Origin of the sequence: Paenibacillus sp. UNC451MF, assembly GCF_000686845.1 — a bacterium.
In the GTDB taxonomy this organism is placed as follows: Bacteria; Bacillota; Bacilli; order Paenibacillales; family NBRC-103111; genus Paenibacillus_S.
In genome coordinates this window covers 58,814-82,876 of record NZ_JMLS01000026.1, presented here as the reverse complement: position 1 = coordinate 82,876, position 24,063 = coordinate 58,814, and the positions used below count along the sequence as shown (strand labels likewise).

At 44.9% G+C, this 24,063-nt stretch carries 21 protein-coding genes; 7 read left to right on the top strand and 14 right to left on the bottom strand.

Features of this window, described 5'->3' with window-relative positions:
• Positions 1-15: 15 nt before the first annotated feature.
• The gene (locus BP97_RS0124390; RefSeq protein ID WP_028551470.1) at positions 16-1,098 is read right to left on the bottom strand and encodes a Gfo/Idh/MocA family protein; all 1,083 of its coding nucleotides are present in this window, start codon (positions 1,096-1,098) and stop codon (positions 16-18) included.
• Positions 1,099-1,297: 199 nt separating this feature from the next.
• On the opposite strand from BP97_RS0124390, the gene BP97_RS0124385 reads away from it, so the two are divergent.
• Positions 1,298-2,515 (top strand): MFS transporter, encoded by a 1,218-nt coding sequence (locus tag BP97_RS0124385; RefSeq protein ID WP_028551469.1) that lies wholly within the window; start codon positions 1,298-1,300, stop codon positions 2,513-2,515.
• Between the two features lie 296 nt (positions 2,516-2,811).
• Here BP97_RS0124385 and BP97_RS0124380 read toward each other — a convergent pair whose 3' ends face one another.
• The 6 genes from BP97_RS0124380 to BP97_RS0124355 form a co-directional block, all read right to left on the bottom strand.
• Positions 2,812-4,008 carry an MFS transporter gene (locus tag BP97_RS0124380; RefSeq protein ID WP_231506378.1) on the bottom strand — a complete coding sequence of 399 codons (1,197 nt, stop codon included), beginning with the start codon at positions 4,006-4,008 and terminating at the stop codon, positions 2,812-2,814.
• A 19-nt stretch (positions 4,009-4,027) separates the two neighbouring features.
• Positions 4,028-4,468 carry a MerR family transcriptional regulator gene (locus tag BP97_RS0124375; protein ID WP_028551467.1) on the bottom strand — a complete coding sequence of 147 codons (441 nt, stop codon included), beginning with the start codon at positions 4,466-4,468 and terminating at the stop codon, positions 4,028-4,030.
• A 186-nt stretch (positions 4,469-4,654) separates the two neighbouring features.
• A complete protein-coding gene (locus BP97_RS0124370) occupies positions 4,655-5,470 on the bottom strand; it encodes an ABC transporter permease (RefSeq protein ID WP_036746458.1) in 816 nt (271 codons plus the stop codon).
• 1 nt (position 5,471) lies between these two features.
• Positions 5,472-6,248 (bottom strand): ABC transporter ATP-binding protein, encoded by a 777-nt coding sequence (locus BP97_RS0124365; RefSeq protein ID WP_028551465.1) that lies wholly within the window; start codon positions 6,246-6,248, stop codon positions 5,472-5,474.
• 4 nt (positions 6,249-6,252) lie between these two features.
• Entirely contained in the window at positions 6,253-7,317 is a 1,065-nt protein-coding gene (locus tag BP97_RS0124360; protein ID WP_028551464.1) for an ABC transporter substrate-binding protein, read from the bottom strand.
• A gap of 129 nt (positions 7,318-7,446) precedes the next feature.
• Positions 7,447-7,941, bottom strand: a complete 495-nt coding sequence (locus BP97_RS0124355; RefSeq protein WP_028551463.1) for a DinB family protein — start codon at positions 7,939-7,941, stop codon at positions 7,447-7,449.
• Between the two features lie 382 nt (positions 7,942-8,323).
• Here BP97_RS0124355 and BP97_RS40325 point away from each other — a divergent pair, with 382 nt between their 5' ends.
• The 3 genes from BP97_RS40325 (at position 8,324) to BP97_RS0124340 (ending at position 11,132) form a co-directional block, all read left to right on the top strand.
• Positions 8,324-8,482, top strand: coding sequence for a hypothetical protein (locus BP97_RS40325; protein WP_156043301.1), 159 nt, complete (start codon positions 8,324-8,326; stop codon positions 8,480-8,482).
• 175 nt (positions 8,483-8,657) lie between these two features.
• On the top strand, positions 8,658-10,616 hold the full coding sequence (locus BP97_RS0124345; protein ID WP_156043300.1) for a hypothetical protein: 1,959 nt from the start codon (positions 8,658-8,660) through the stop codon (positions 10,614-10,616).
• Positions 10,617-10,940: 324 nt separating this feature from the next.
• A complete protein-coding gene (locus BP97_RS0124340; RefSeq protein WP_028551461.1) occupies positions 10,941-11,132 on the top strand; it encodes a hypothetical protein in 192 nt (63 codons plus the stop codon).
• Positions 11,133-11,763: 631 nt separating this feature from the next.
• Here the strand turns inward: BP97_RS0124340 and BP97_RS0124330 are convergent.
• The 3 genes from BP97_RS0124330 to BP97_RS0124320 form a co-directional block, all read right to left on the bottom strand.
• On the bottom strand, positions 11,764-12,348 hold the full coding sequence (locus BP97_RS0124330) for a sulfite oxidase-like oxidoreductase (protein WP_028551460.1): 585 nt from the start codon (positions 12,346-12,348) through the stop codon (positions 11,764-11,766).
• 60 nt (positions 12,349-12,408) lie between these two features.
• Positions 12,409-14,592 carry a PAS domain S-box protein gene (locus BP97_RS37285; protein ID WP_231506380.1) on the bottom strand — a complete coding sequence of 728 codons (2,184 nt, stop codon included), beginning with the start codon at positions 14,590-14,592 and terminating at the stop codon, positions 12,409-12,411.
• Between the two features lie 86 nt (positions 14,593-14,678).
• A complete protein-coding gene (locus BP97_RS0124320) occupies positions 14,679-15,629 on the bottom strand; it encodes a Gfo/Idh/MocA family protein (RefSeq protein WP_028551459.1) in 951 nt (316 codons plus the stop codon).
• A 437-nt stretch (positions 15,630-16,066) separates the two neighbouring features.
• Between BP97_RS0124320 and BP97_RS37280 the strand changes: the two genes are divergently transcribed.
• Positions 16,067-16,648: a hypothetical protein gene (locus BP97_RS37280; protein WP_051620929.1), complete on the top strand. Its 582-nt coding sequence runs from the start codon at positions 16,067-16,069 to the stop codon at positions 16,646-16,648.
• A 192-nt stretch (positions 16,649-16,840) separates the two neighbouring features.
• On the opposite strand, the gene BP97_RS0124305 is transcribed toward BP97_RS37280, so the two are convergent.
• From BP97_RS0124305 to BP97_RS0124290, 4 genes are all read right to left on the bottom strand, one after another.
• Entirely contained in the window at positions 16,841-17,857 is a 1,017-nt protein-coding gene (locus tag BP97_RS0124305) for an aldo/keto reductase (RefSeq protein WP_028551457.1), read from the bottom strand.
• Between the two features lie 180 nt (positions 17,858-18,037).
• On the bottom strand, positions 18,038-19,573 hold the full coding sequence (locus BP97_RS37275) for an anti-sigma-I factor RsgI family protein (protein ID WP_036746467.1): 1,536 nt from the start codon (positions 19,571-19,573) through the stop codon (positions 18,038-18,040).
• Positions 19,566-20,375, bottom strand: coding sequence for an RNA polymerase sigma factor SigI (gene sigI / locus BP97_RS0124295; RefSeq protein ID WP_028551456.1), 810 nt, complete (start codon positions 20,373-20,375; stop codon positions 19,566-19,568). The genes BP97_RS37275 and sigI overlap by 8 nt, the downstream gene beginning before the upstream one ends.
• A gap of 231 nt (positions 20,376-20,606) precedes the next feature.
• Positions 20,607-21,035 carry a hypothetical protein gene (locus BP97_RS0124290; RefSeq protein WP_028551455.1) on the bottom strand — a complete coding sequence of 143 codons (429 nt, stop codon included), beginning with the start codon at positions 21,033-21,035 and terminating at the stop codon, positions 20,607-20,609.
• Positions 21,036-21,449: 414 nt separating this feature from the next.
• Here BP97_RS0124290 and BP97_RS39810 point away from each other — a divergent pair, with 414 nt between their 5' ends.
• A complete protein-coding gene (locus BP97_RS39810; RefSeq protein WP_081824339.1) occupies positions 21,450-21,659 on the top strand; it encodes a KTSC domain-containing protein in 210 nt (69 codons plus the stop codon).
• A gap of 358 nt (positions 21,660-22,017) precedes the next feature.
• Positions 22,018-23,979: a glycoside hydrolase family 15 protein gene (locus BP97_RS0124280; RefSeq protein ID WP_028551453.1), complete on the top strand. Its 1,962-nt coding sequence runs from the start codon at positions 22,018-22,020 to the stop codon at positions 23,977-23,979.
• The last annotated feature ends 84 nt before the right edge of the window (positions 23,980-24,063 follow it).

Sequence of the window (24,063 nt, the reverse complement as noted above, 5' to 3'; positions counted from 1 at the left end):
GTACACTTAGCCTCTTTACAGTGCCCACGGCTGGCGTTCTGCCACAATTTTCCCACCAGTTACAATCGCCTTCTCTATCATCAAGCCCAAGTAGTGATCCTGGGAAGCATCCCTAAGACTATAAAAATCAGGTCCTCCGGCAGCGTAATTAGCCATATGCTGCAAGCAGGAGGCTATAGCGATTTCGTCATCGTACAACCTTGCAGGAGCAAAGGGATTGTCGTACACCCAACGTTCTCCCGCCATAATTCCTTTCAGAAAATAACCTTCCAGATTCTCGTCTTCCCCGCGGTTAATCCGTTTGAGATCCATATAGAGCGGAGTCTCGTGATCCGCCAGCACCCGAATGCGGTTGTCGAAAATTTCGCCGCGTTGTCCTCTTACGGACAGATGATTCGAGCGAGTCCAAGAGCGATGCTGGTCTTTCGTAAAATCATAAATGCCAAGCTTCCCTCCAAAATCCATCCAAGCCAAATCACGCTGCAGCGGAATGATACGTTCTTCAGTCGGAGGACCGCTGCGCGTAGGCCCTGCAACCCAGTCGGATTCGAATCTCATCGCCTGAATAGCGACTTCTTCAAAGCCTGCTCCAAGCATTTTCCGAATCAAACTTACCCCATGATACATATGCGAAATAGATACAGTAGCCTCGGTCAGCTGCCCAAGCTGTCCCGATCGTATAAATGCCAGTCGTGCTGCATGAGACGGCTGAAAATGATACTGCTCCGCCACCTGAACTCTTGCACCAGTCAAGGTAAGCTTCTCATGCAGCTCCAACAATCCTTCGAGATCCGGGGCTGGCGGTGTTTCCGCCAATGCAGGTATTCCGAGCTCCGCCAATTGAAGTAAATAATCCTTGCAAGCAGAGCGACTGACAGACACAACCACAAAATCCGGCTTCTCCTTTTGTAAAAGCCCCTCCAACGTTGTAAAGGTAGGCACATTCCACTCTCGTTCAAGCATCTCACCTTTGGCAGCATCCCTAACAACGAGCCCATTAACGCGGAATTGCTCCGGAAGCGCTTGGGCGATTCTAAGATAATATTGCGCACGGAACCCTCCGCCGCCTATAATACTGAACGATACCGGTTTTCCCACGATCGATCCCTCCTAGTTATGCCAATCATCTCCATCTAAAATAACGCATATTTCCATTTAATGAAACTGATTTTCGAAATTTCAGCATGACAGGCTTTCTCATTACAACATTCTATCGTGCCAAAAAAAGATTTTATCGGGAAGGACCTCTTATTAATGTTATGATGATCAAAAAGAATGAAAAGGGAGTGCTTCTTTGGTGGATTATTCTTGGAAACGCAATCTTTTCGTATTATGGATCGGCACCTTTTTGGTGAGCATGGCTTACTCGGTATCCATTCCTTTCATGTCTATATTTCTACAAGAGGATTTAGGCGTTAATGACCATCTCGAAGCATGGACTGGCGTCATTTTTGCCTCTACCTTTTTAGCTAGCTCGCTCATTGCGCCCTTCTGGGGCTCGCTAGCCGACAAATATGGACGAAAGCCTATGATGCTGAGAGCAGGCATATGCTTATCAATCGCTTACTTTTTATATTTTGTGGTACAAAATCCATATGAACTGATTGTGGTGCGGATTATGGAAGGCTTGCTCGCGGGGTATATCCCATCGGCAATCGCTTTAGTGGCAACCAATACACCCGAAAAAAATATTGGCTATGCATTGGGCATTATTTCGACCTCGAGCGCTACCGCATCGATTCTCGGTCCGCTGTTTGGAGGCGTCGTCAGTCACCTTATCGGACCACGAGAAACGTTCTTTGTCGCAGGCGTTATGGTCCTCATCGCGTTCGTCATTGCCGTTCTGTGGGTGAAGGAGCCCTCCTTCAACAAGTCTGAGGCAAAGCGATCATCTATTGCGAGTGACCTTAAAGTCGCCGCCTCCAATAAACCGCTGATGTCGGCTCTATTCATTGTGTTCATTACCTCTACATCTATTATGATCCTTGAACCGTTATTAACGATCTATGTATTGAAGCTGGGCTCCAGCCAATCGTCAGCGTCGTTGAACGCAGGCATCATCTTCTCAGCTGTGGGCATCGCTACGCTAATCGCCGCACCCCGTTGGGGAAAACTAGGAACCAAGTTCGGGTATGAAAAAGTACTGTTCATAGGTCTTTTAGGCGGAGGCTTAGGGAACCTGCTGCAAATTTTGTTTCACAATCTGGTCGGCTTTGGCTCGCTTCGCTTTGTTTACGGGCTTTTCTTCGCAGCCGTATACCCTGCACTGAATGCTTTTATCGCGCAGAAGACGGATCCTAGCTTCCGCAGCCGCGCTTTCAGCTTGAACCAATCCGCGAACCAAATGGGATTATTGCTAGGACCTTTGATTGGTGGCTTCCTGGCATCCCAAACTTCGATTCCTATCGTATTTGCTATCAACGGCTGTATGCTTCTTGTCGTGGCTTTGTTATTGAAGTTACCTAGATTCTCGTTTCATGCTGCTCCTTCCTCTTTGAAGGAAACATCCAAATAAGCGAGTTATCTTACTACTGCCCCGTAAAACATAAAAAACCGACCTCTTTGAGGTCGGCGAGTTGAGAAGCCTATGGATACCAATAGCTGAGCGCGGTAGGTGGGGTATCCCCTGGAAGAGCGATAGCGTCCGCCTTTGTTATTGGGAAATACCCGCTGCAGCAACGATTAAATTTAAAAATTTCCCGATAACAACAGCGGCTGGAGGGGGATACCCCACCGGGAGTACCGAAGCTATTTTTACCTCCACAGGTTTCTCATCATGAAAGCCGACCTCAACAAGGTCGGCTTTTTATGTTAATGAGATGATTCCGCACGATCAATATGCAGCAAATGTTTACGATTGCCCATTACGAATAACACAGAGATAAGAACGAAGCACCCGCCCACGATAAACGGCACATGCGGATTGAACCACTCGGCCAGCTTACCTGCAAACCATGGAGCAATCGCTCCGCCAAGAAATCGCAAGAAGCTGTAAGCTGCAGATGCCGTCGGACGCTCAACCGGTGCTGCCTGCATAACGGCTGTAGTAATTAATGTATTGTTATTGCCTAGGAAGGCACCAGCTACGATAACGGCGATAATAACCACCGCTTTGCTGGACGTCCAAATCCCCATAGCGAACAAAGTTAAAGCAAACAATGTCAGCATCGCACACATGGATGTGATCGTGCCGTAGCGTCTTTCCAGCCTAGGGGCCATAAATACGGACGTACCGGCAAGAAGAAGACCCCATCCTAGGAATACATAACCGAGCCCGCGTTCTTTCAAATGCATGACGAACGGCGAATAGGCGAGCAATGTGAAAAATCCAAAGTTATACAAGAAAGCCGTAATCCCGAGCGTCAATAGCCCCCGGTATTTTAAAGCACGGAACGGGTCCAACAATGAGCTTTTGGACTTCGTCAGCGTTTTGGTTTTTGGCATCATGACAAGAAGGAAAATAAAAGCGACAATCATTAGGACGCTAACTCCGAAGAAGGGACCACGCCACGAAATGGAGCCCAGCTCCCCACCTAACAGCGGACCAACAGAAATACCAAGTCCAATGGCAGCTTCATACAAAATAATTGCCTGGGCTGTTCCAGCGGTTGACAATGAAACAATAGCGGATAACGCCGTTGCGACAAAAAGCGCATTACCAAGACCCCAGCCGCCGCGTAGACCGACCAGTGTCCAAATGCCATTAGAAGCACCACCCAGAGCTGCGAAAATCGCGATGATGATAATCCCCAGCAGCAATGTCCATTTGGTGCCTAATCTTGACGAAACGACGCCGGTAATTAGCATGGCGATAGCCATAACCATATTGTAGCTTGTAAAAAGCAGCGTAACCTGGCTTGGCGTTGCATTCATTTTTTCAGCGATTGCGGGCAAAATAGGATCGACAAGGCCGATCCCCATAAAGGCGATAATACATGCAAAACCGACAGCCCAAACCGCTTTGGGCTGACTCAATAAACCACTTTTACCAGATGATGCGGGTTCCATAAAACTCTCAGCTCCTTTTTTATTGCTCATTTTCTCCATTCATTCTGGCTATGGCAGCCTGAACACGATTTAGAAACTGTTGAATTTCATCGCGCATTTCAATCATTTTTTCCAGCTTTTCTTCGATAATGACAAGCTGATTTTTCACTACGGGTTCCAATTGAATTAACTTCGGAAGCTTTTCCTTATCGTCTGATATTTGCCTGTATCCTTGTCTGTGCGATTCCAGCTCTTCTGTAATGGATATATAGCGCTGCAGCTCTTGCAAGGAAAAGCCTAGTACATCTCGCGCGTTGATAAGCCGTTTCAACCGATCAATGTGCTCTTGTGTGTACATGCGGATCCCACCGTCTGTACGTTCAGGGGGAGACAGTAGCCCAATCTCCTCGTAATAGCGAAGCGTTCTTTTAGTTAAGCCGCATTCCTTCGCTACGTCATCGATCTTGAATTTTGCCGTCATCCGTATCATCCTTCTCTCTTTGTCGTATTCTATTATGCTCCTAAGTTAACGTTAACGTCAACTGTAACTTTTAACAAAACATCGATTGTAATATGCTACGATACTTACTCACCTATACAAAAAAGACTGTGAATGAGTCGGCTGAATATTCAACCAATCCATTCACAGTCTCTTAGAATTTCCATCCTATTTCCATGGCAGCAGTTTGTTTTCAAGCCACTGCAAGCCGCGGTTAAACAGCAGCCCTAACAATGAAAGAACGACAACGCCAACCATCAGCTTCGTAGTAATCATTAGGTTCCCGTAATGGAGAATCATCGATCCTACGCCCTGCTGGGCAGCAATCATTTCCGCAGAAACCAGCAGCAGCAGGGATGTACCTGCAGCAAGCTTCAGTCCAGCGAAAATCATCGGCAAAGCTCCTGGCAGGATCACCTTGCGGATAACATTAAAGTGGCTTGAGCCAAATGTAACAGCCGCTTTGATCCATATGGGATCGACGTTCTTAACGCCGGAAAATGTATTAATGACGACAGGGAAAAACACGCCCAGCGCAATCATCGTAAATTTAGGCGTTTCTCCAATACCGAGCCACAGAATAATCAATGGCAGCAACGCGATTTTTGGAATCGGATAAATCGAATAGACAATCGGGCTTACGATAGCATCGACCCACCGTGAAAACCCTAGCAATAAGCCTACAACGATACCACATACCGCTCCAATCGCATATCCAACAAGAATACGATATAAGCTCGCCCATAGGTTTTCATGCAGCTCACCGCTCGTCAGCATATCCCACCCAGCCGACAGGATGGCTGTCGGGGCAGGTAAAAACAACGGCGGCATAATGCCCATCCGGCATACCAATTCCCATAGCAGCAATATGACTAGAATACCCAGTACGGAAGCATAGCCCGGTACCTTCAACTCGAGAAAAGATACCCGGTTGCGGATAACATGGCGCTGCTCGGTTGTGTTTTCTTTGGATGACACACTCATGTTATCCCTCCTTTAGAGCTTCTTGGGCATCATGCCGAATAAGCTGCCAGATTTCATCGGTGTATTTCTCAAAAGCTACGCGGTGCTCATCCTTATCTCTGCCCATTTTAGGCAGGTCAATCCGGATTTGCGCTTTAATTTGACCTGGATGACGGGAAAGTACAATAACCCGATCCGCCAAATAAACGGCCTCTTGAATGTTGTGCGTGACATAAAGCGTGCTCAATCGGGTGCGATCCCATATCGACAGCAGCTCTTCCTGCATTAGCGTTCGGGTTTGTGCATCGAGAGCCGAGAACGGCTCATCCATGAGCAGCAGGTCCGGTTCGACGGCTAGCGCTCTTGCGATACCCGCACGTTGGCGCATCCCACCCGATAATTGCTTAGGGAACGCCGATTCAAAGCCTGTAAGACCAACCATATCAATGTAATGCTGACCTTTTTCCTTCTGTTCCTGCTTGCTTGCCCCTTGCTCTTCCAGCCCGAAGACCACATTCTCATAAACTGTACGCCAAGGGAACAGAGCAATTTCCTGAAACACAATTCCGAGGCGCGGCGGCTTCGCTGCATTAAATCCCTCGAAATAAACTTCACCCGAGGAAGGGGACAAAAGTCCCCCGACTATATTGAGCAGTGTCGATTTCCCGCAGCCGCTAGGTCCAACCAGGACAACAAATTCCTGCTCTTCAATCGCGAAGTTAATGTTTTGCAGTGCAGTAACTTCCCGCTTCTTGGAGTCGATAAATTTTTTCTCTACGTTATCTACTACGATCCTCATTGCATTATTTCCCCAACTGCTTCAACGCTTCATTCAGCAGATCGGTGTTAATAATGCCAGCAGGGTCAACAGCTTTATCGATCAGCTTTTCTTTGGCATACCAATCCACTTGGGTTTTGATGTCCGTAGCGAGAAGTTTTCCGTCACGATCCATGTAAGGCAAGCCTTGCTTTACAGTTTCTTCAGGTTGATCCGTGTACTTAGCGATAATTTTAACGACATCGTCATAGTTGCCTCCAGGAACAACTTTTCCGTCTTTAAGAGTCAATACCGCGTCGTAATAGTAGCGTGTTGCTTTTGCATAAGCCTTCAAGAAGCGTACGGACAAGTCCTTGTTATCTGCAAGCTTAGGAGAGAAGAACACTCCTGAAGTTTGATATTCAATCTCGTCCCCTACTTGTGCCAAAGTGCGGCCATAGCCTTCTTTAACAACCGTAGTCAGGTTGGGCTCGTTCAACATAACAGCGTCGACCTGTTTGCTTTTCAGCGATTCCATCAAGCCTTTAATGCTGTTCAATGGAACGAGTTCAACGTCCTTCAGCGTCAAGCCGTGTTTCTCAAGCAGACGTCCCACCATGTAATGATACGTGGAGCCTGTTTGGGTGATCCCGATTTTTTTGCCTTTTAGCTGCTCTATGGATTTCACAGCAGAATCTGTAGGAACCATCAAAGCTGTGGAAGAATAGCCTTTTTGCTCTCTACCCTTGTCTGCAACGATAACCAGCTTTTGTCCACCCGCAACCATGTTGTATAAGCTTGCCGAGATTCCGGTCGCTCCGACTTGCACGCTTCCGCCCGCTGTAGCTACTGCAATCGGTTGAGCCGCGTCGAACCACTTCGCCTTGGCGTCAATGCCTTCCTCTTTGAAATACCCTTTCTCCATTGCAATAAATATCGGTGCGGAGCTTGTCAGCTTAAGCATGCCGATATCCATCGAAACCGTCTCAGCTTTACCTGGTGCAGGCGAGCTTCCTGGAGCCGTTGGGGCCGCTTCTTTTTTTCCGCAGCCTGCTAGTGCGGTGCTGATACCCAAAACTAACGTTAGTGCCAAAAGTGATGCCTTTCTCATGCTGTTTTACCCTCCATTTTTTTATACGCAATTGCCAAACCCTATATTTGTTCGACGCGTTAAAGCAATTATCCTGCCTAAACCTCAATTTTTATTGAACAATGTTTAAAAAAATGCATGTAATTCAAGTTAATGCTTCCATTTCAAAATATTGTTATCTTGCTCTTGCAGCAATCGGGTCATATAGACGATCTGTCCGGTATGATACCCATAATGAACAGTGAGATGGTATAGCAGCCTTGAAATAGGACGATTGTATGTCGCAATTCCCGCGTCTGGAGGGTACTGAACCGTCACTTCGCGGTCAAGCTCCTCCTCGGTTAAGGCTGTAAGGATGCTTCTCGACTGCTCCCTGACATTAGCCAAGCGGCTATATAATTCCTTGCAGGAATAGCCTCCCTCCGCCAAAAACTCAGCAGAACGTTCCCTCGTAAATGGGTGGCCGCCTATACTGCTCACAATGTTATGGTATTCATTTCCAGCCAAATGAAGACATAGGTTACCAATACTATTAGTCCCCTCTTTAAGCTTTTCCCAAACGTTTTCGTCCGAAATGCGGGTTAGGGCTTTTTCGATTTTTTCAAGCTCTTGATCAAGTAACGATAAAGTCATTGTGATAAACATGCTGCACCTTCCTTATTTGAAATACATTATTTTATATTTACATTACACCTGAACATAAAGAAAGCCGGATTCTCCCGGCCCTGGTTTCGATATGCTAATCAAAATCGTAGCGCTGTTCTTCCCACGGATCTGCTTGGTGGATATAATTCAACGATATAAAACTCATTTTATTATTCACAGCCTGCAGATAATGAATTCTACACAAACGGATCGCCCACCTTCTCCATAAACACATCCCTCTGTTACTTATCCTAACTATCTATACCAACCTCCCAATATATGGTATAATGAAAAATGTCGAAATAACGGTCTGGAAAGCATCCGTTATACGGCTTTTATTTAGACAATCAATTATACATTTATATAAAAAGGGAGTGCTGCCATGAATTATGTTCGTAAAAACATTCCATTCGATCTATCAAAGCCGAATGAGAAGCAATTGTGGGAATGGCTTAAAACTCAACCTCACGGCGCTTTTGCAGAAGAAACCAAGCGATTTTGGAATGAAAAAATGATCAAGACCACACTCAAAAAAGAGTAATATAGTACCTAATTTTATCAATTATGAAATGGAGCAGATGATGTCAACTTATAGAAGCAACATTTTTTTATACTCTTCACTTGTCGTAATATCAATTTTACTGTCGTTTTGGGTTCTAAATATTTGGACATATGACTTTACTATTCCTTTCTATTACGTTGGTGACTCAATGCAAGTGGCTGGGTGGGTCAAAACTATCATTGATTTTGGTTGGTACTTAACAAATTCAAACGCAGGAATGCCATTTGGACAAGAAATGTACGATTATGCTGGTTCGGACATGTTTAATTTCTTTCTTATTAAAGCCATGAGTTGGTTTACAGATAAATTTGGTCTTATCATGAACTTATTTTTTCTTCTTGGATTTCCCTTATGTGCATGCGCCGCTGCTTTTGTGACGCGGTACTTGAAGTTGTCTTATATGTCTGCGTTTGTAACTGGTATCTTATTTACAATGCTGCCTTTTCACTTTTTTCGAAACGCAACACATATGTTTTTGGGGTTTTATTGGACGATACCGTTCATTGTTCTTATGATCTATTGGTCGTCCACCATTGAACGTCCATCAAGAAAAATGTACATATGGTCTATTATCCTGTCATTAATTATCTCGAGCTCAGGTGTTTATTACGCATTTTTCGGATGCTTTCTCTTGGTTTCGATAGGCATCATTGCGATTATTAAACGTAGATCAATTAAATTATCATTATATCCATTTGTCATTACACTAGTGATTGCAGTTGGATGTCTGATAAATCTAAGCCCTAACTTCACTTATTCATTGACTCATGGAAAAAACATCGAAACTTCTCACAAATTTTATGGTGAGGCTGAAGCATATGGACTAAAAATTACCCAGCTTGTGCTTCCAGTTAATGACCATAGAATAGATAAGCTAGCAGAATTGAAGAGTAAATATAACCTTAATTTCCCAATCAGTTACGGAAGCGCTCATACTGCTTTGGGAATCGTTGGAACGATCGGATTTATCATTCTATTGTTCAGTTTGCTCTCTCCAATGAAAGAGGATTTGATCAATAAAATGGGGAAAATAAATATATTGTCATTGTTATTATCGACTATTGGGGGTATAGGAGCCATCATTTCTTTTGTGGTCCCCGAGATTCGAGGATATGACCGGATTGGACTGTTTATAGCCTTTGTATCATTCATTGGATTCTTCTCATTATTGGAACGGATGAAGGTAAAAAGTACAGCTGCGAGATCCATTGTTTTTTTAATAGTGCTTGTTATTGGTATGCTGGACCAAACAACAAACTCGTTTGCTGTAAATTATAAAGTTCAAGATGAATATAAAAGTGATCAGAAATTTGTCCAGAACATTGAATCTAGCGTTCCTCAAAACTCAATGATATTTCAACTTCCTTATGTCGCTTATCCAGAGAGCCCACGAGTAGAAAAGATGGCTGATTATGCTTTAAGCAAGGGGTATCTTCACTCTAATAGTTTGCGCTGGAGCTATGGGGCTATGAGAGGAAGGTACGGTGATCAGTGGCAAAAGCTCGTTTCTCAAAAGCCTATGCCGGAAATGGTCAACCATCTGATCTATGCAGGATTTCAGGGAATATATATAGACAGATTTGGTTATAAGGACAATGGAGAAAAAATCGAATCCGAATTACAGAATATTTTACATGTAACCCCGATAATAAGCGATGATCAGCGATTAACTTATTTTGATTTTGGATCGTACGAAAAAACATTAAATATCCCTCATAATGAATTGGAAAAACTAAAAAACAAGGCGATGTACTTGGTAAATGATACATGGTCAAACGGATTCTATGGATTAGAAAAAGATCTAACACATAACTGGCGATGGAGTAGCAGTGAGGGTGATTTATTTTTAACAAATCCAGCACCGTCAGCTAAACAACTAACTATCAGTTTGGGATTGTCTACGGGTTACCCAAATAAATCTAAAGTTTTCTTAACTGGATTAATCAATGAATCTTTTGAGGTAAACAATCAAACTGCTTTTTTCAACAAATCGATAACATTACCACCAGGAATGCATCAAATTCATTTCTCGACAAATGCAAAGAGGTTGGATGGATCAGATCCGAGAGAACTTTTCTTTAATGTTGTAGATTGGAAGATTACTGAAAATTAATGTTGTGTATTAAAGTGGACAAGAGCCTGATCTAGTTTTCCCAATCATAAATGAAGACGTAGAGCTAAATGAGCTGCAGAGAATTAAAGATAAAGTTGTTACTGCGCTTCAAACAGCCGGATTTAATATAGAGGTATCTGAAGAGTGGACCGGACACAGCGTTTGTACCAGATTATTTATGTGGATGGAAAATTAAAGCGTGGGAAGGCAAGTAAATATGTTATAATATAGGTATCGCTCCCAAGCGTTTTTCCTATCTCTACCTCAGACCTTTTGCTCCCAAGAGTAAAGGGTCTTTTTATTTATTACATAGAAGGTGATCTTATGTTTAAAAGCGTTAAACTGCCAGACGGATATTCAACAGGTGTACTGTTTGATCTGGCTGCCGGTAGACAAGTTGATATATTTGCAGAACGAATCGGGATTCAGCGAAAGAAATGGTTCATATTAAAAGAACCGGATTGGTCGCTTAAGAAACGGATCTTATCGATTGAGATAGAGAATTTAAGCAAATAGGGAAGGAAGACGCGCGGAGACTTACGTGTGTAAATACTATCGTAATGACTGAAGGATTTATTATCTGCTTATCGATCAGTATGAGAATTAAAGAGTGAGGCCCCCGGTTAAAGGAGGCCTCTTTGTTCTATTTATTGAAGTACTTTCCCATTTCATATGTGATCTCGTGCATACGTATTAGATATGGTTCCATCCACTTATGAGCTACTGGGTCATTCTGATATTCACTATAAATATAACGGTGTTGGTTCGTACCACGATACGCCTTTTTCATGAATACTTATTCGATTTGTTTGAAAAATACAGCGTAGGGATTAAATCCAGGAGTGAGGAATTGATACTACAACCGCTTCTGGTCGAATGGTTACAAATTTACTAGCCTGGAAGATTTAAAGATTCTCTAACAGAACAGAAAAAAAGCTACATGGATCCTCAGGAGGTAATCCAGCAGCTTCAACGTATTCATGATTTATGGTATCAAATTGAAGACGAGGTTGCCAAGAAATAATTTCTTAATGAGGTATTCTCTCATATAACCATCAATACAGATGTCACCGAGGCCAAATGAGGCCCAGGTAGACGAGTGCCTGTTTACTGTCCGATTGGGATTTGAATGCCTAATCGGGCTTTTTTAATCAAAATCATAGCGCTGTTCTTCCCACGGATTACCATACATATGGTATCCGTTTCGCTCCCAAAATCCCGGCTTGTCGCTTTGCATGAACTCGATCCCGCGCAGCCATTTGGCGCTTTTCCAGAAATAGAGATGAGGCACTACCATACGAACCGGGTAGCCATGGTCTGGAGTCAGCAGCTCTCCATTATGCTTAAGGGCAAAGAACGAAGTTTCCCGAAGAAAGTCCTCCAGCGGCAGATTCGTCGTCCAGCCATGCTCAGCATGCAGCATAACATACTTAGCTTCAGGCTTCAGCTTAACCCGCTTCATCACCTCAGCTACCGCTACCCCTTCCCACACATTATCCAGCTTGGACCAAGTCGTCACACAGTGAATATCGTTCTGGAACTCCCGTCGAGGGAGAGCGATGAACTCCTGGTAGCTAAGTGTCGCTTCCTCCTCCACAAGTCCGAACAGTCGAAAGTTCCATAGGCTCATATCATTATAATAAGGCACGCTGCCATAGTGAAGAACGGGAAATCCTCGTGTCAGCGTCTGACCCGGCGGCACCCTGTTCCCGATTTCCTGCTTTAAGTTCATTGTCCTTTCCTCCCTCTTGGCTCGCAAGTCACTTTCCATTCATGAAGCGCTCTTTTTCTATTATGACCCCATAACGGATTGTTCTTTCAAAGTATGTTCCGTTAGCGGCAAGCTCACTTCAACCATAGTTCCGTAATTCACTCTGCTTGTAATAGACATCTTACCGCCATGATGCTCAATAATTTTTTGGCTGACCATGAGTCCTAATCCCGTTCCGCCTTCCTTGGTTGTGAAGAAAGGCTCTCCAAGCCGAGGTAGCTTATCCTCCGGAATGCCGCAGCCTTGATCAATAATCTGCAGCCTCGCATGACCGAGTGCGTCCACAGAAAGAACAATCTGAATAATCCCCTCGCGCGTCATCGCTTCGATTGCGTTTTTCAGGAAGTTAATAATAACTTGCTTTATTTGATTAGGGTCGCAATGCACCGTAAAAGGCCCTTGTTCGGCTGCTAACTGGATTTCAATGTTTTTCATAATCGCCTGCGTGCCAATCAACGTTTGAACCTCTTCTACTAAATCCTTAAGATCGGTCACTTTTAATTGGAGTGTCTGTGGCTTGGACAGCATCAATAATTCGCTCACGATCAGCTCGATGCGATCCAGCTCTTCCTTCATAATGGATAAATATCTGGGAAACTGGGCGTCCGAATGCATCATCAGCTTAACGAATCCTTTCAAAGCTGTTAGCGGATTGCGAATTTCATGGGCCACGCCTGCCGCCAATTGACCAACAACGGACAGCTTCTCGGATTTGCGCAGCAGCTCGTCCTTCCTCTTTTGCTCGGTAATGTCTTTAACCATCACATAGCAGCCGACCATTTCATGACGAATGATGATCGGTGCAGGAGTAATGAGCAAATCAATGACAGATCCGTCCTTACCTACAATCCGCATTTCTCCACAATCGACCGATTCATTTTTCATAAACTGTTGAAACCACTGCTGGGCGCGCCCTACATCTTCATAGTAGAATAAGTCCGTATAATGAAACTCATTCAATTCTTGCGCAGAATATCCCGTTATTTGCTCCGCGGCCGGATTAACTGAAACGATATAGCCTGTTTTATCCAAGGATATTATCGCATCTGGATTATATCTTTTTAATGATGTATATCGATCAATTGTTTCTTCAAGCAGCTGCTGCATTTTCTTTTGCTCACTGATGTCTTGAAGAGTCCCTTGAATCCTGCTTGATTGACCTTGCTCATCCAACACAACTACGCCCTGGATGTGGACGTGCTTTTCATTATTATCTGATAGCTTTAAACGACATTCTAGACTGAAGTTATGCCCTTCATCTATTGCCCTCTTCAACATAGCCAACAAGAGAGCATGATCTTCCGGGTGAACAAAATGCAGCAGAGTTTCGAACCTTCCGGTTATTTTGTTATCCGTAATACCATGAATGCGAAACAGCTCCTCGGAGCAATAGATCTCATCCCGCTCCAAATCCCATTCCCAGCTGCCGATGGATGCTATCCGCTGTGCTTCTGCCAAGCTCCTTTGGCTATTAATAAGGGCTTGCTCCGTCAGCATTCGTTCCGTAACATCCCTTCCAATGGACAAGATTTTGTCTACTTCTCCATCCGCATTTCGAATGATTTTGATAGACGTCTCAAACCATATGTATTGCCCATCTGCATGACGGAATCGAGCGCAGATTTTATCCATATCGCTATATTGGCGCTCCACGATGTTGGTTACATCCTCAGAATGAAAATAGTCCAATAGCTTCAGCCCTATAAACTCATTCGGATGGTAGCCAAGCAAATTCTGAAGAGCAGGCGAAGCGTAAAGGCAAGTTCCATCGGCTGAGCTGTAAACGATAATATCCTGCGAATGCTCCAAAATAACGGACTCCAATTGATCTGCAAGCTTTCGCTCCGATATATCGGTCAAATATATATATAAGCTGTCCGGTGTCCCCAGCTCATTACAAAATACTGAGACCTGTTCCGACATCCACAGGACATGCCCCGATTTGTGGATGTAGCGGGCTTCCATACTTGAAGAATGACAGCGACCATCCTGTAATTCCTTAAGCTGCTGTTCTTCATGAGGCCAATCCTCAGGGTGCGTAAGAGCTTTGATGTCTTTCCCCACTAATTCCCATTCATCGTAACCAAGCATTTGACAGAGGGCCGGATTAACACGGTTCCATACACCGTTTATAGAAGAAATAGCGATACCGGCTGGAGCAAGCAAAAATGCGTTTTCATAAAAAGAAGGGTGTTCCAGGTGCATTGAACTCAAAAGTGTAGCCTCCTTTGCATTTTCATTAGTAACTGCTCAGGTACTTGACTAACCTTATCTATGTATAACCGCTTGCATTACAAATGAGCGATCATTCGTTCAATCATTTGATGAACGGGTAATACACGGTCTGCGCGAATTGTACAAGCTGCGGCGTCATCCAAATGTTCAAGAAAATGATGGACAGCCCCTGTAAAGCCGCGACGCGATATGATCGTCTCCCAGCTGCCAAAGCCCCCTGACTGAGGAGAACTATTCTTTTCAGAGAAAACGGCTGATTCCATATTCGTCACCTCAGCAGAACGGCCGCTTCCATGCAGCTCGAGCTTTTCATGATCAGCACCAGCAAGCCTTGCCATACTGAACTGACCTGCACGAATGGTCTCTAGGCCATCAACAGATCTGGGGAACACAAGACTTCCTGTTCCGAAAAGCAGCTTTCCTTCCTCATCCTTACTTTCTATGTACTGCAAATTTTCGAAGTGATCTCCGCCTAACCATAACATCAAATCCAGCATATGGATCATATCATCATACAAAGTGAACTTGGCGCTATGTTTTTGCAGCTTCGTCCTATGTTTGGAAACGGTGCAAAAATCGAAGCCTCCAGCCTCCTCCAGCCACTTTCTCGCCTGGACATAGAGAGGAGCAAAGCGGCGGTTAAACCCGACCCCAAGCACAAGTCCCTGGTCAAGTGCGTACTGGGCCATAGCCTCGGATTCATGATAAGCATAAGATAATGGCTTGTCTACGTAAACAGCTACTTTCTTCTTTAAGCAAGCCATGACCACATCATAATGAGTCTCTGTCGGGCTATGCACGAATACGGCCTCCGGCTCTTCAGCAAGTAGGCCATCAACCGTGTCAAAACGCCCTTTAATGCGGTATTGGCTCGCGATTCTTTCCACCGTATCCGGTGTCCGGCTGTTGATGCCAACAATGTGAACGCTCTCATTCGTGCTCAAGAGAGGTAAGTATACTTTTTGAGCGATATCTCCTAGCCCTATGATCCCGATTCTTTTCTTCACGATTTGACCCTCCTAAGAGTTTTCTGTAGGAAAACTTACTTCGTAAGCACAGGCTAAGTTTTCTGAAAGAGAACTTACTTCGTAAGCATAAGCTGAGTTTTCTGAAAGAAAACTTACTTCGTAAGCATAAGCTGAGTTTTCTGAAAGAAAACTTACTTCGTAAGCATAAGCTGAGTTTTCTGTAGGAAACCTGATTTCGTAAATTTTCTCGGCCCATGTCGATATATCACGAAACTTCATGCCCATAGTCACGTATGTCAACTAGTAGCATAGACTTGACCCTAGCGCTCCTATCCGCTTAAAGTGATGCCTACATAAATTTGACATACCGCAAAAATGGGAAATCGCTTTAATTTGCTATGGTCGTTATGGTAGAATAGGAATATTGTGAATATATCGGCTTTACCATTTTGCTTTCCATCTGGGGGATGGCTCACTTGTCGAAAAAAAATGTAAAATTATTTTGGATGTTTATTATACTGTTTGCCGCTTTGTTAGGATTAGCCGCACTCTTTCAATCTGAAATGCTCATCTATGCAGCCAGCGCGATTCCGATTCTGATCGTACTATTTTTGCCTGACATTAAGAAGTATCAATATATTCGCACTACGAAAAACTCAAAGAATCTCGCCATTTACAAGCAGGAGAACGGTGAAGAGTCGCTGATTATCATTGCGTTCCAACCAGGCTTTCTCCGCTGGAAATCTCGTAAGCTATTCTTTCATCTGAACGATATAAGCGAAGATTCCAATAGAGCCGCTTCGGTTCTGCAGGGACATGGCGGAACAGTTGCCTCCATTCCAGTGCTGTCTTTCGATTTAAGCGCCCACAAGCGTAAAACCGGATGGATTAGCATCGATCTTTCGCAGTTGGAGCAGCGAACAACCAATTTGTCTTATACAACCGACGAGATCAACCGCTTGGTGATTCGCATGAAAGACCTGGAGGAAACGGCATTGACGATGATGTCGGCTACCACCTCTTCTACTAAAAACAAAAATAAAAGTATTTCGGCTTAATCATAAAATTCGAGAAAGACTGCTACCTCATCTGACTCTTGAATCGCTAAGATAAAATGCATTTACAAGTGCTGCCTAAGGGCAGCATTTTTTTCATGTATGTCTCTGACTAGGACTAAATGCAAGCCCTTCATTGCGCTAAGCAGTAAGAAGGGACGTTACCCGGTGGGCAACGTCACAAATAGCCTGTAATTAACGGTAGTAAGAAGCCGCTTCTTGAACCACCTTTTGCATAGGCAGATGATAAGGACATTTCTCCTCGCAAAGCGGCTTCTCTCTACAGGGCTCATAATCCGCGCAGGAGAGAATCTTCTCTTTTTGCCGTTCATAGAAGCCGTCTCCCTTCGGCAGCAAACCGAAGGTTTGTCGTACTTGGCTCGATATCATAATATCCGGAATGGTAACCCCAATCGGACAGGAGCAGTAGTTACAACGGCGGCAATTATGACTCCCGAGCTCGAGTGCCAAAGATTCCAGCTCCTTACGCTCCGTCGTATCAACCTCAAGCTCCATTGCAGCTAAATTTTGTTTGACCTCGTCTACACTAACCATTCCAGAAATAATAACATCAACATTTTGGCTGTAAGGGTACCGGATAGCCTTCTCAACAGGCTGAATAAATCCTCCGGACAGCGGCTTCATGGCCACTTTGCCCATTCCCATTTGCGTAGCCATTGGGATAAGTTCGTCCAGCGCAAAGGGCTGCGCCAGATTGAGATGGAATAAGACTTGATCAAAATCGCCCTTGCTGATCCACTTCGCCAATAGTTCAGGACGATGGCCTGTGATCCCTATGTAGCGTACCTTTCCAGCCTCTTTCATCTCCAAGGCCGCTTTATATGCCCCATTGTCTTCCATTGCCAGCTTATACTCACTCACATAGTTTACATAATGAATTTGCAGCAAATCGATGACATCGGTCTTCATTCTTACCAGGCTGCGTTCGATTTCTTCCTTGGCGGAAGCGTAATCGCGCTTATTCGTCTTCGTAGCCAAAAAATACTCCGAGCGGCGATGAGAGATGGTTTCCCCGATAATCTCCTCGCTATTGCGATATCCTGCTGCTGTATCAATGTAGTTAATCCCATGATCCAGTGCATAATTCAGTGTTTCTCCCGCTTGCTCCAGGGATACCCCTGGTAAATTCATCGCTCCAAACCCTAATGCGGATACCCGGTATCCCGTCTTTCCAAATTCGCCGTATCTCAACTGTTCTCTCCCCTTTTACCACGAAATCTTTTAAATATCGAAAGCTTCGATAGCGAAGCTAATAAGAACTTATTCAAGTTACTATTTTATCATAACCTCGTCTACTCCGTCATAAGAGCAATCAAAATTCACGCAAAAAACACAGCGGCCAACTTCGGCGGCTGTGTTTTCAAGGCGGATTTAACGCCTCTCGTCTTTGCCATTGCTATCACTTCTTTGAAACTTACCCTCATCATCCTTCGATGAATCAACTTTTTTCTTGTCATCGGATTTTTTATCGTCCGTTTTTTTGTCGTCCGTTTTCTTATCATCCAATGATTTTTTATTATCCTGCTCTTTTTTGGCGTCATCCGTCTTTTTGTCATTTTGCTTTTTTAAATCTTCCTGACGCTTTGCCTCTTCGCGTTTACGATCCTCATCATCCTTCTTAGAGTCATCCTTTTTCGGATCGTTTGACTTCTTTGGGTCATCGTCCTTCTTCCTAGGGTCCTCTTTCCTGGAATCCGTATCTATCTTAGAATCGTCGTCTTTCTTATTTTCATTTCCAGACTGAGACTTACCGGGAACAGGGGTTCCCGGTTTAGGTGTTGGTTTAGGTGTCGGTGTCGGCTTAGGCGTCACCGCCGATCCCGGTTTTTTATCGTCCTTCCGGTCATCGTTTTTGTTGCTGGTGACGTTCGTATTCACACTGCTGCCGGAGCCGGACTTTTTCGGGTCATTCTTGTCGTTATTCTTGTCGTTCTTGTCGTTCTTGTCATTCTTGTCATTCTTATCGTTCTTGTCGTTATTCTTATCATTCTTGTCATTCTTGTTACTGCTGCTATTGCTTTTCCCGTTGTCTTTGGAAGTTTGTTCCTTTTTCTTTTCCTGAAGCCTCTTATCCAATGCTCCGGATTTTTCGTCTTCCATCAGCTTTTTGAAGTCTGCCTTCGTCGGAGCTTTGTCAGGCTGAACAATAGCTGTTTTGTTCTCCGGGTTGTTTTTCACAATCTGATGAATCGACTCTTTCTTCAACTCATCGATCGAGACATCAACACCATTGTTCTTGGCGTTCAGATAGACCGAATATTTCCCCATAGAAACGCCGCTCTTATTTGCTTCCTCACGAACTTCCTGCGGAGCTGCAAATGCCTCCACCTGGTAAGAACTAGCCTGTTCGGGATGGGTTTGCTTAATATGGTCGGATACTTGCTGGCGAAGCTTCTCAGCGATCTTCGAATCATCAACCTTACTCTTCTCCTGCACCACGGAGCTTGCGATAACAATGTCTGCTTCCCCTTTGGCGAGCGATTTCTGCTCAGCCTTATCTAACAGGGTAGCTGTTACGTTCTCCAATGTTTTCCCCTTGTAGTTCACTTCCTGAACCAATTCAGAACCATCATCATTCAGCCCTCTAAGTTCGAGCACTTGTTCCTTTTCATCGATCCCCATCTCAATGGATGGATTGATGTCCAGCGACACATAGGCAACGACCTCGGAGCTGCCCATTCTACCAGCAAAGCTGGCGAATACGACTAGGCAGAACACGACCGCCGCGACGAGTGCGGACCGGCCGGCTACGGACGGACTACGCCAGTTCAAACCGGCGTCAGCATAAATGATTTCCTCACCGACTTCACAGTTGCGGTTTTTTCGAGAAATTTTATCAAATTTGCCGTCCTGACGCATTACGATAATGCTGGAGCCCGTCATCTCCATGACGATGCCTTTATTCATTTGCTACCCCCCCTTCAATTACATCCTCTTTAATATGTAGATAATCACGAAGATATGGATAAGGCCCGTTATAAATTAAAGCGACGGCAATGATAAATTTGCGGTTGCGTTCCAATGTCTTTCGGGACACCTTCACCATGTCCAACAATTCCTTAATTGGCAGCATACGCTTTGTGAGCATTGTCCTCATTAATTCGGAATCCTCGGAAAGCTGTTTGCCTATAGCAAACAAAGCCTGCCTGGAATCGTCATGCTTGGGAGACGCATCCACCAAATCCGAAAATTGAATACCAAAATCTGTCAAACAACGATTCAAATCCGATATTTCGCTCCGCCGCTCCTCCATTCCTTTTTGCTTCTCATACTGCTCGATAGCCTGATGGATTTCCACCGGGTTCACGACGTTATCCTCTTCGTCCTCCACTTCGAACATGCTGTAAGGAATCTGTTGCGAAAAGCGCTGCTCCTTACGGACATAGTCAATTAAACGGCGTCGTATGACTTGCTCAGCAAAACCGAGAAAAGACCGACCCGCCTGTGGGGAAAATTGGTTAACAGCTTCGTTAAAAGCGCCTAAAGCAATACTAAATTCATCATCTCTTGCCGGATCTACATACCTCTTGCAAAAACGGCTTGTTACCTTCGCAACATACGGCTGGTAATCCGTAATAAATTGATTGCGAAGGCGTAAGTCACCCTCTTGAATCCGAACCACAAGTTGCTCAGGTGTTTGTGTATCCGATTGATCAGGGCGGTGAGACTGGCGTTTTCCGAGAAATCTCTTAAATAAAACGAGCAGCAATCGTTCCACCTCACACTATATTTTTTCGCTATCGTCACGGTTGTTTACGGGGGTCGTTTTGTGCCTCAGCACTTATTATATCACAGGTAATATGAACCAAGCTTTTCTTTGTCGAAAGTCGCTGTCATCCCGTGGTATTTTTGACTGAATTACGGTATATAATAACGAGACAATCCTTTGAAGGCAACAAAAAAACGTCCCTTACTAAATAAGAGACGTTGTCAGGTCCAATTATGTTAAGCCGCGCATCGACTTTTTGTTCTTTAATCTGCTTTTGCGCTGGCTGAGGATATTCAGCCGCTTTTTAAGCTGCTCCTCCCATTCGACATCGCCCCATGCTTTGGCTACCATCAACAGATCCAAAGACATATCGATTTGACTGCGCACGACCTCAAGGGGATCTTCATTCTCATGATTCACGCAGTTTTCTATTAGTTCCGCTTGGCTTCGGGTATCCACATACTCTTGGAAATCCACTTCTGGGGCTCCATCGCCATGCGCATATTCTGCTAAAATATCGTACTCACTTTCTACCAAGTAATGAACCTCAACCCGGTGACAAACCGGACAAAATAATAGAGGCACATTATGAATTTGTGTTCTTATATGTTTTAAAGTCCCTTTCGTTCCGATCATACTGGCGCCACAACAAAAACTCATCTTTACGCCTCCTAAATATTTTCCCTTCAAAACTCTAACGGGTTCAATAAGGATACCGGGCTTCTCCTTCATACGGAGTGCCTCGCTCGAAATCATGATAAACAGAAACGACTTATCGTCTATTATAACAGCAGGCAGGTTCAATGAACAAGGCAGTTGCGGATATTACCATTTTTTGCGCAACCAGTACTCATCATTTGCATGAGAGCTGATTCATCCCATTAATTATCGGGTATATAAATATATAAGGATATAAGAAATAGGTACAAGCTCCAAGCGAATCCTTGAGTGCCACCTATTCTAATCCAATATTTATGGGCATATATTAACTATATGTCGACGAAAATCCGTTGCGGCTCAGCTCTTGCTATGCCAACGGATTTTTCATTCTCATTTCCGAAGGGAGAGAGTCACATGAAGTACATTCCGATCGGATCCAAGCAAATCGCTTTCGTGCAGTACGACGATCAGTCCGCGCAAATGCACATCCAATACCATACGGGACAGACACAGGTTTGTACTGGAGTCAACGAGGATCAGGTGCAAAGACTTCTGCAGTCGGATAACCCCTATGACATCATGGTGCGCTTGACCCGTGTCCCGCAGACCGCCCATCAAGCCTAATGATGCTCTGATTGCAGGCAGCCACAAAATCAGCACTACAAAAGCATCCTCAGTCAAACCCCGACCGGAGTTCGTCAACAGCCAGAATGGAAAAACGCAAACTTCCTGCTCTCGGGGTTTTCCCATCTCCGCTTTCGGGTGGAGATTTATTTTTGCCAATTAGCCCTCGTGTAAGTATAGTTCTCTCCATATAGGAAATAGTAGAGTACTAGAGAAGCCGCCATTATTGTTAAAAGATTTTTCCTAATATCCCGAGGAATCCGTTTTCACGCGCTGCAACGGGATTGACCGCTTTGGTAGAAAAAGGTACTCTAATTGAAAAGAAGTACACTCCAGATAGATAAAGGATGTGGGTGGATTGCCAAGACATTTAGTCATCGGAAACGGCAAGTTTTTGATCAACCTAGACCGTCAAACGTACATGAGAGATTTATATTATCCCTATGTAGGGCAATTAAACCACATCGGAGGTTATCAGTGCAGAATCGGCTTGTGGGTCGACGGTGCCTTCTCTTGGTTGAATGATCCGGAGTGGGATTTCCGACTTGCTTACGCAGAGGATTCGCTGATTACCGAAGTAACCGCAGAGAATGCTCGTCTAGGGATCTCACTGCTAATTAATGACGGAGTCCATCAACGGGACGACATTTATTTAAAAAGAGTGCAGATCCACAATCAATGGGACACCGTCCGCGAGGTACGGATGTTTTTTAACCAGGATCTCGTCATTAATGAAACCGAAGTCGGCGATACAGCCGCTTATTATCCGGTCAACAATACTGTATTTCATTATAAAAAAGATAAATATTTCATGTTCAGCGGCAGCACGGGGCCTGAAGGCATTTACCAGTACACCACTGGTGTGAAGCGCTTCTATAATGCTGAAGGCACTTGGAGGGATGCCGAGGACGGCCATCTCATGGGCAATGCCATCGCTCAAGGCTCCGTCGATAGCACGATCAGCTTCCGTCTGCATGTGCCGCCTCATGCGGATGAAACCATGTACTACTGGATGTCGGCAGGCAAAGATTTAGAGGAAGTCAAGAAGCTCGACGCCTACGTTAAAGAAAGCCATCCCGGCAAGCTGCTCGACCGCATTAAAGTATATTGGCAGCGTTGGGTTAACAAATCTGAACGGGATTACGGCGACCTGAGTCCGGAGGTCATCCAGCTTTACAAGCAGAGCCTACTGATCGTACGTACGCAGACGGACGTCAACGGGGCGATTATTGCTGCTAATGACTCGGATATCATGCAGAGCAACCGCGATCATTACAGCTATATGTGGCCGCGTGACGGCGCGCTGATCGCATATGCCATGTCCATGGCCGGCTACCAAGGCATGATTACGCCATTCTTCCACTTCTGTGCTAACGTGCTGTCTCCGGAGGGCTATCTGCATCATAAGTACAATCCCGACGGCACGGTGGGCTCCAGCTGGCATCCTTATATTCATGCCGGCAAGACGCAGCTGCCTATTCAAGAAGACGAGACGGCACTAGTATTGTTCGCATTATGGCAGGACTTTCTGAAGCATGGCGTTATCGAGCTTCCACAGTCTTTATATCGTACCTTAATTCGCCGAGCGGCCCGCTTCATGTCCACTTATATCGATCAGGATTTGAACCTCCCGAAACCGAGCTACGATTTATGGGAGGAACGCTATGGCATCTATACGTTCACAGCGTCAGCGGTTTACGGAGGGCTGATTGCTGCCGCAAATTTCTGCAGTCTGTTCGGCGATGAAGAGCGCAGCAGCAGGTACAAGCATACGGCTGAGAGAATCAAAGCCGGAATGTTAAAGCATCTGTGGGATGAGGAAGAGCAGCGCTTTGTGCGAGGCCTCTACTTGGAGAATGGAGAATGGGTCAAGGACCGAACCATCGAAAGCAGTGTATATGGCATTTTCGAATTTGGCGTACTTCCAGCTGACGATGACCGTGTCGTTCGTACTATGCAGACGAATCGAGATCGTCTGACCATTAAGACCGATATCGGCGGCGTAGCGCGGTATTACCACGACTATTACTTCCAGCGTTCATCGGACATTGAGAACATCCCTGGGAATCCATGGATCATTTGTACGCTCTGGATTGCAGAGTGGGAAATCGAATATGCCAAGACAGTGGCTGAGCTTGAGGCGCCTCGCCGTACATTGGAGTGGGTAGTGAAGCATGCGATGGAAAGCAGCATTTTACCAGAGCAGCTTGATCCGTTCGACGGCAGTCCTGTGTCCGTAGCCCCACTGACCTGGTCGCATGCAACCTACGTACTTACGGTTGTGAAATACATGGAGAAATATAAGAAGCTTAAAGGGTAGCCTTGCTTGAAGCATCCATTCATAGGATGAAGAATAAAGCCTGGACTCATCATAACCTTAGGTTACGGTGAGTCCAGGCTTTAT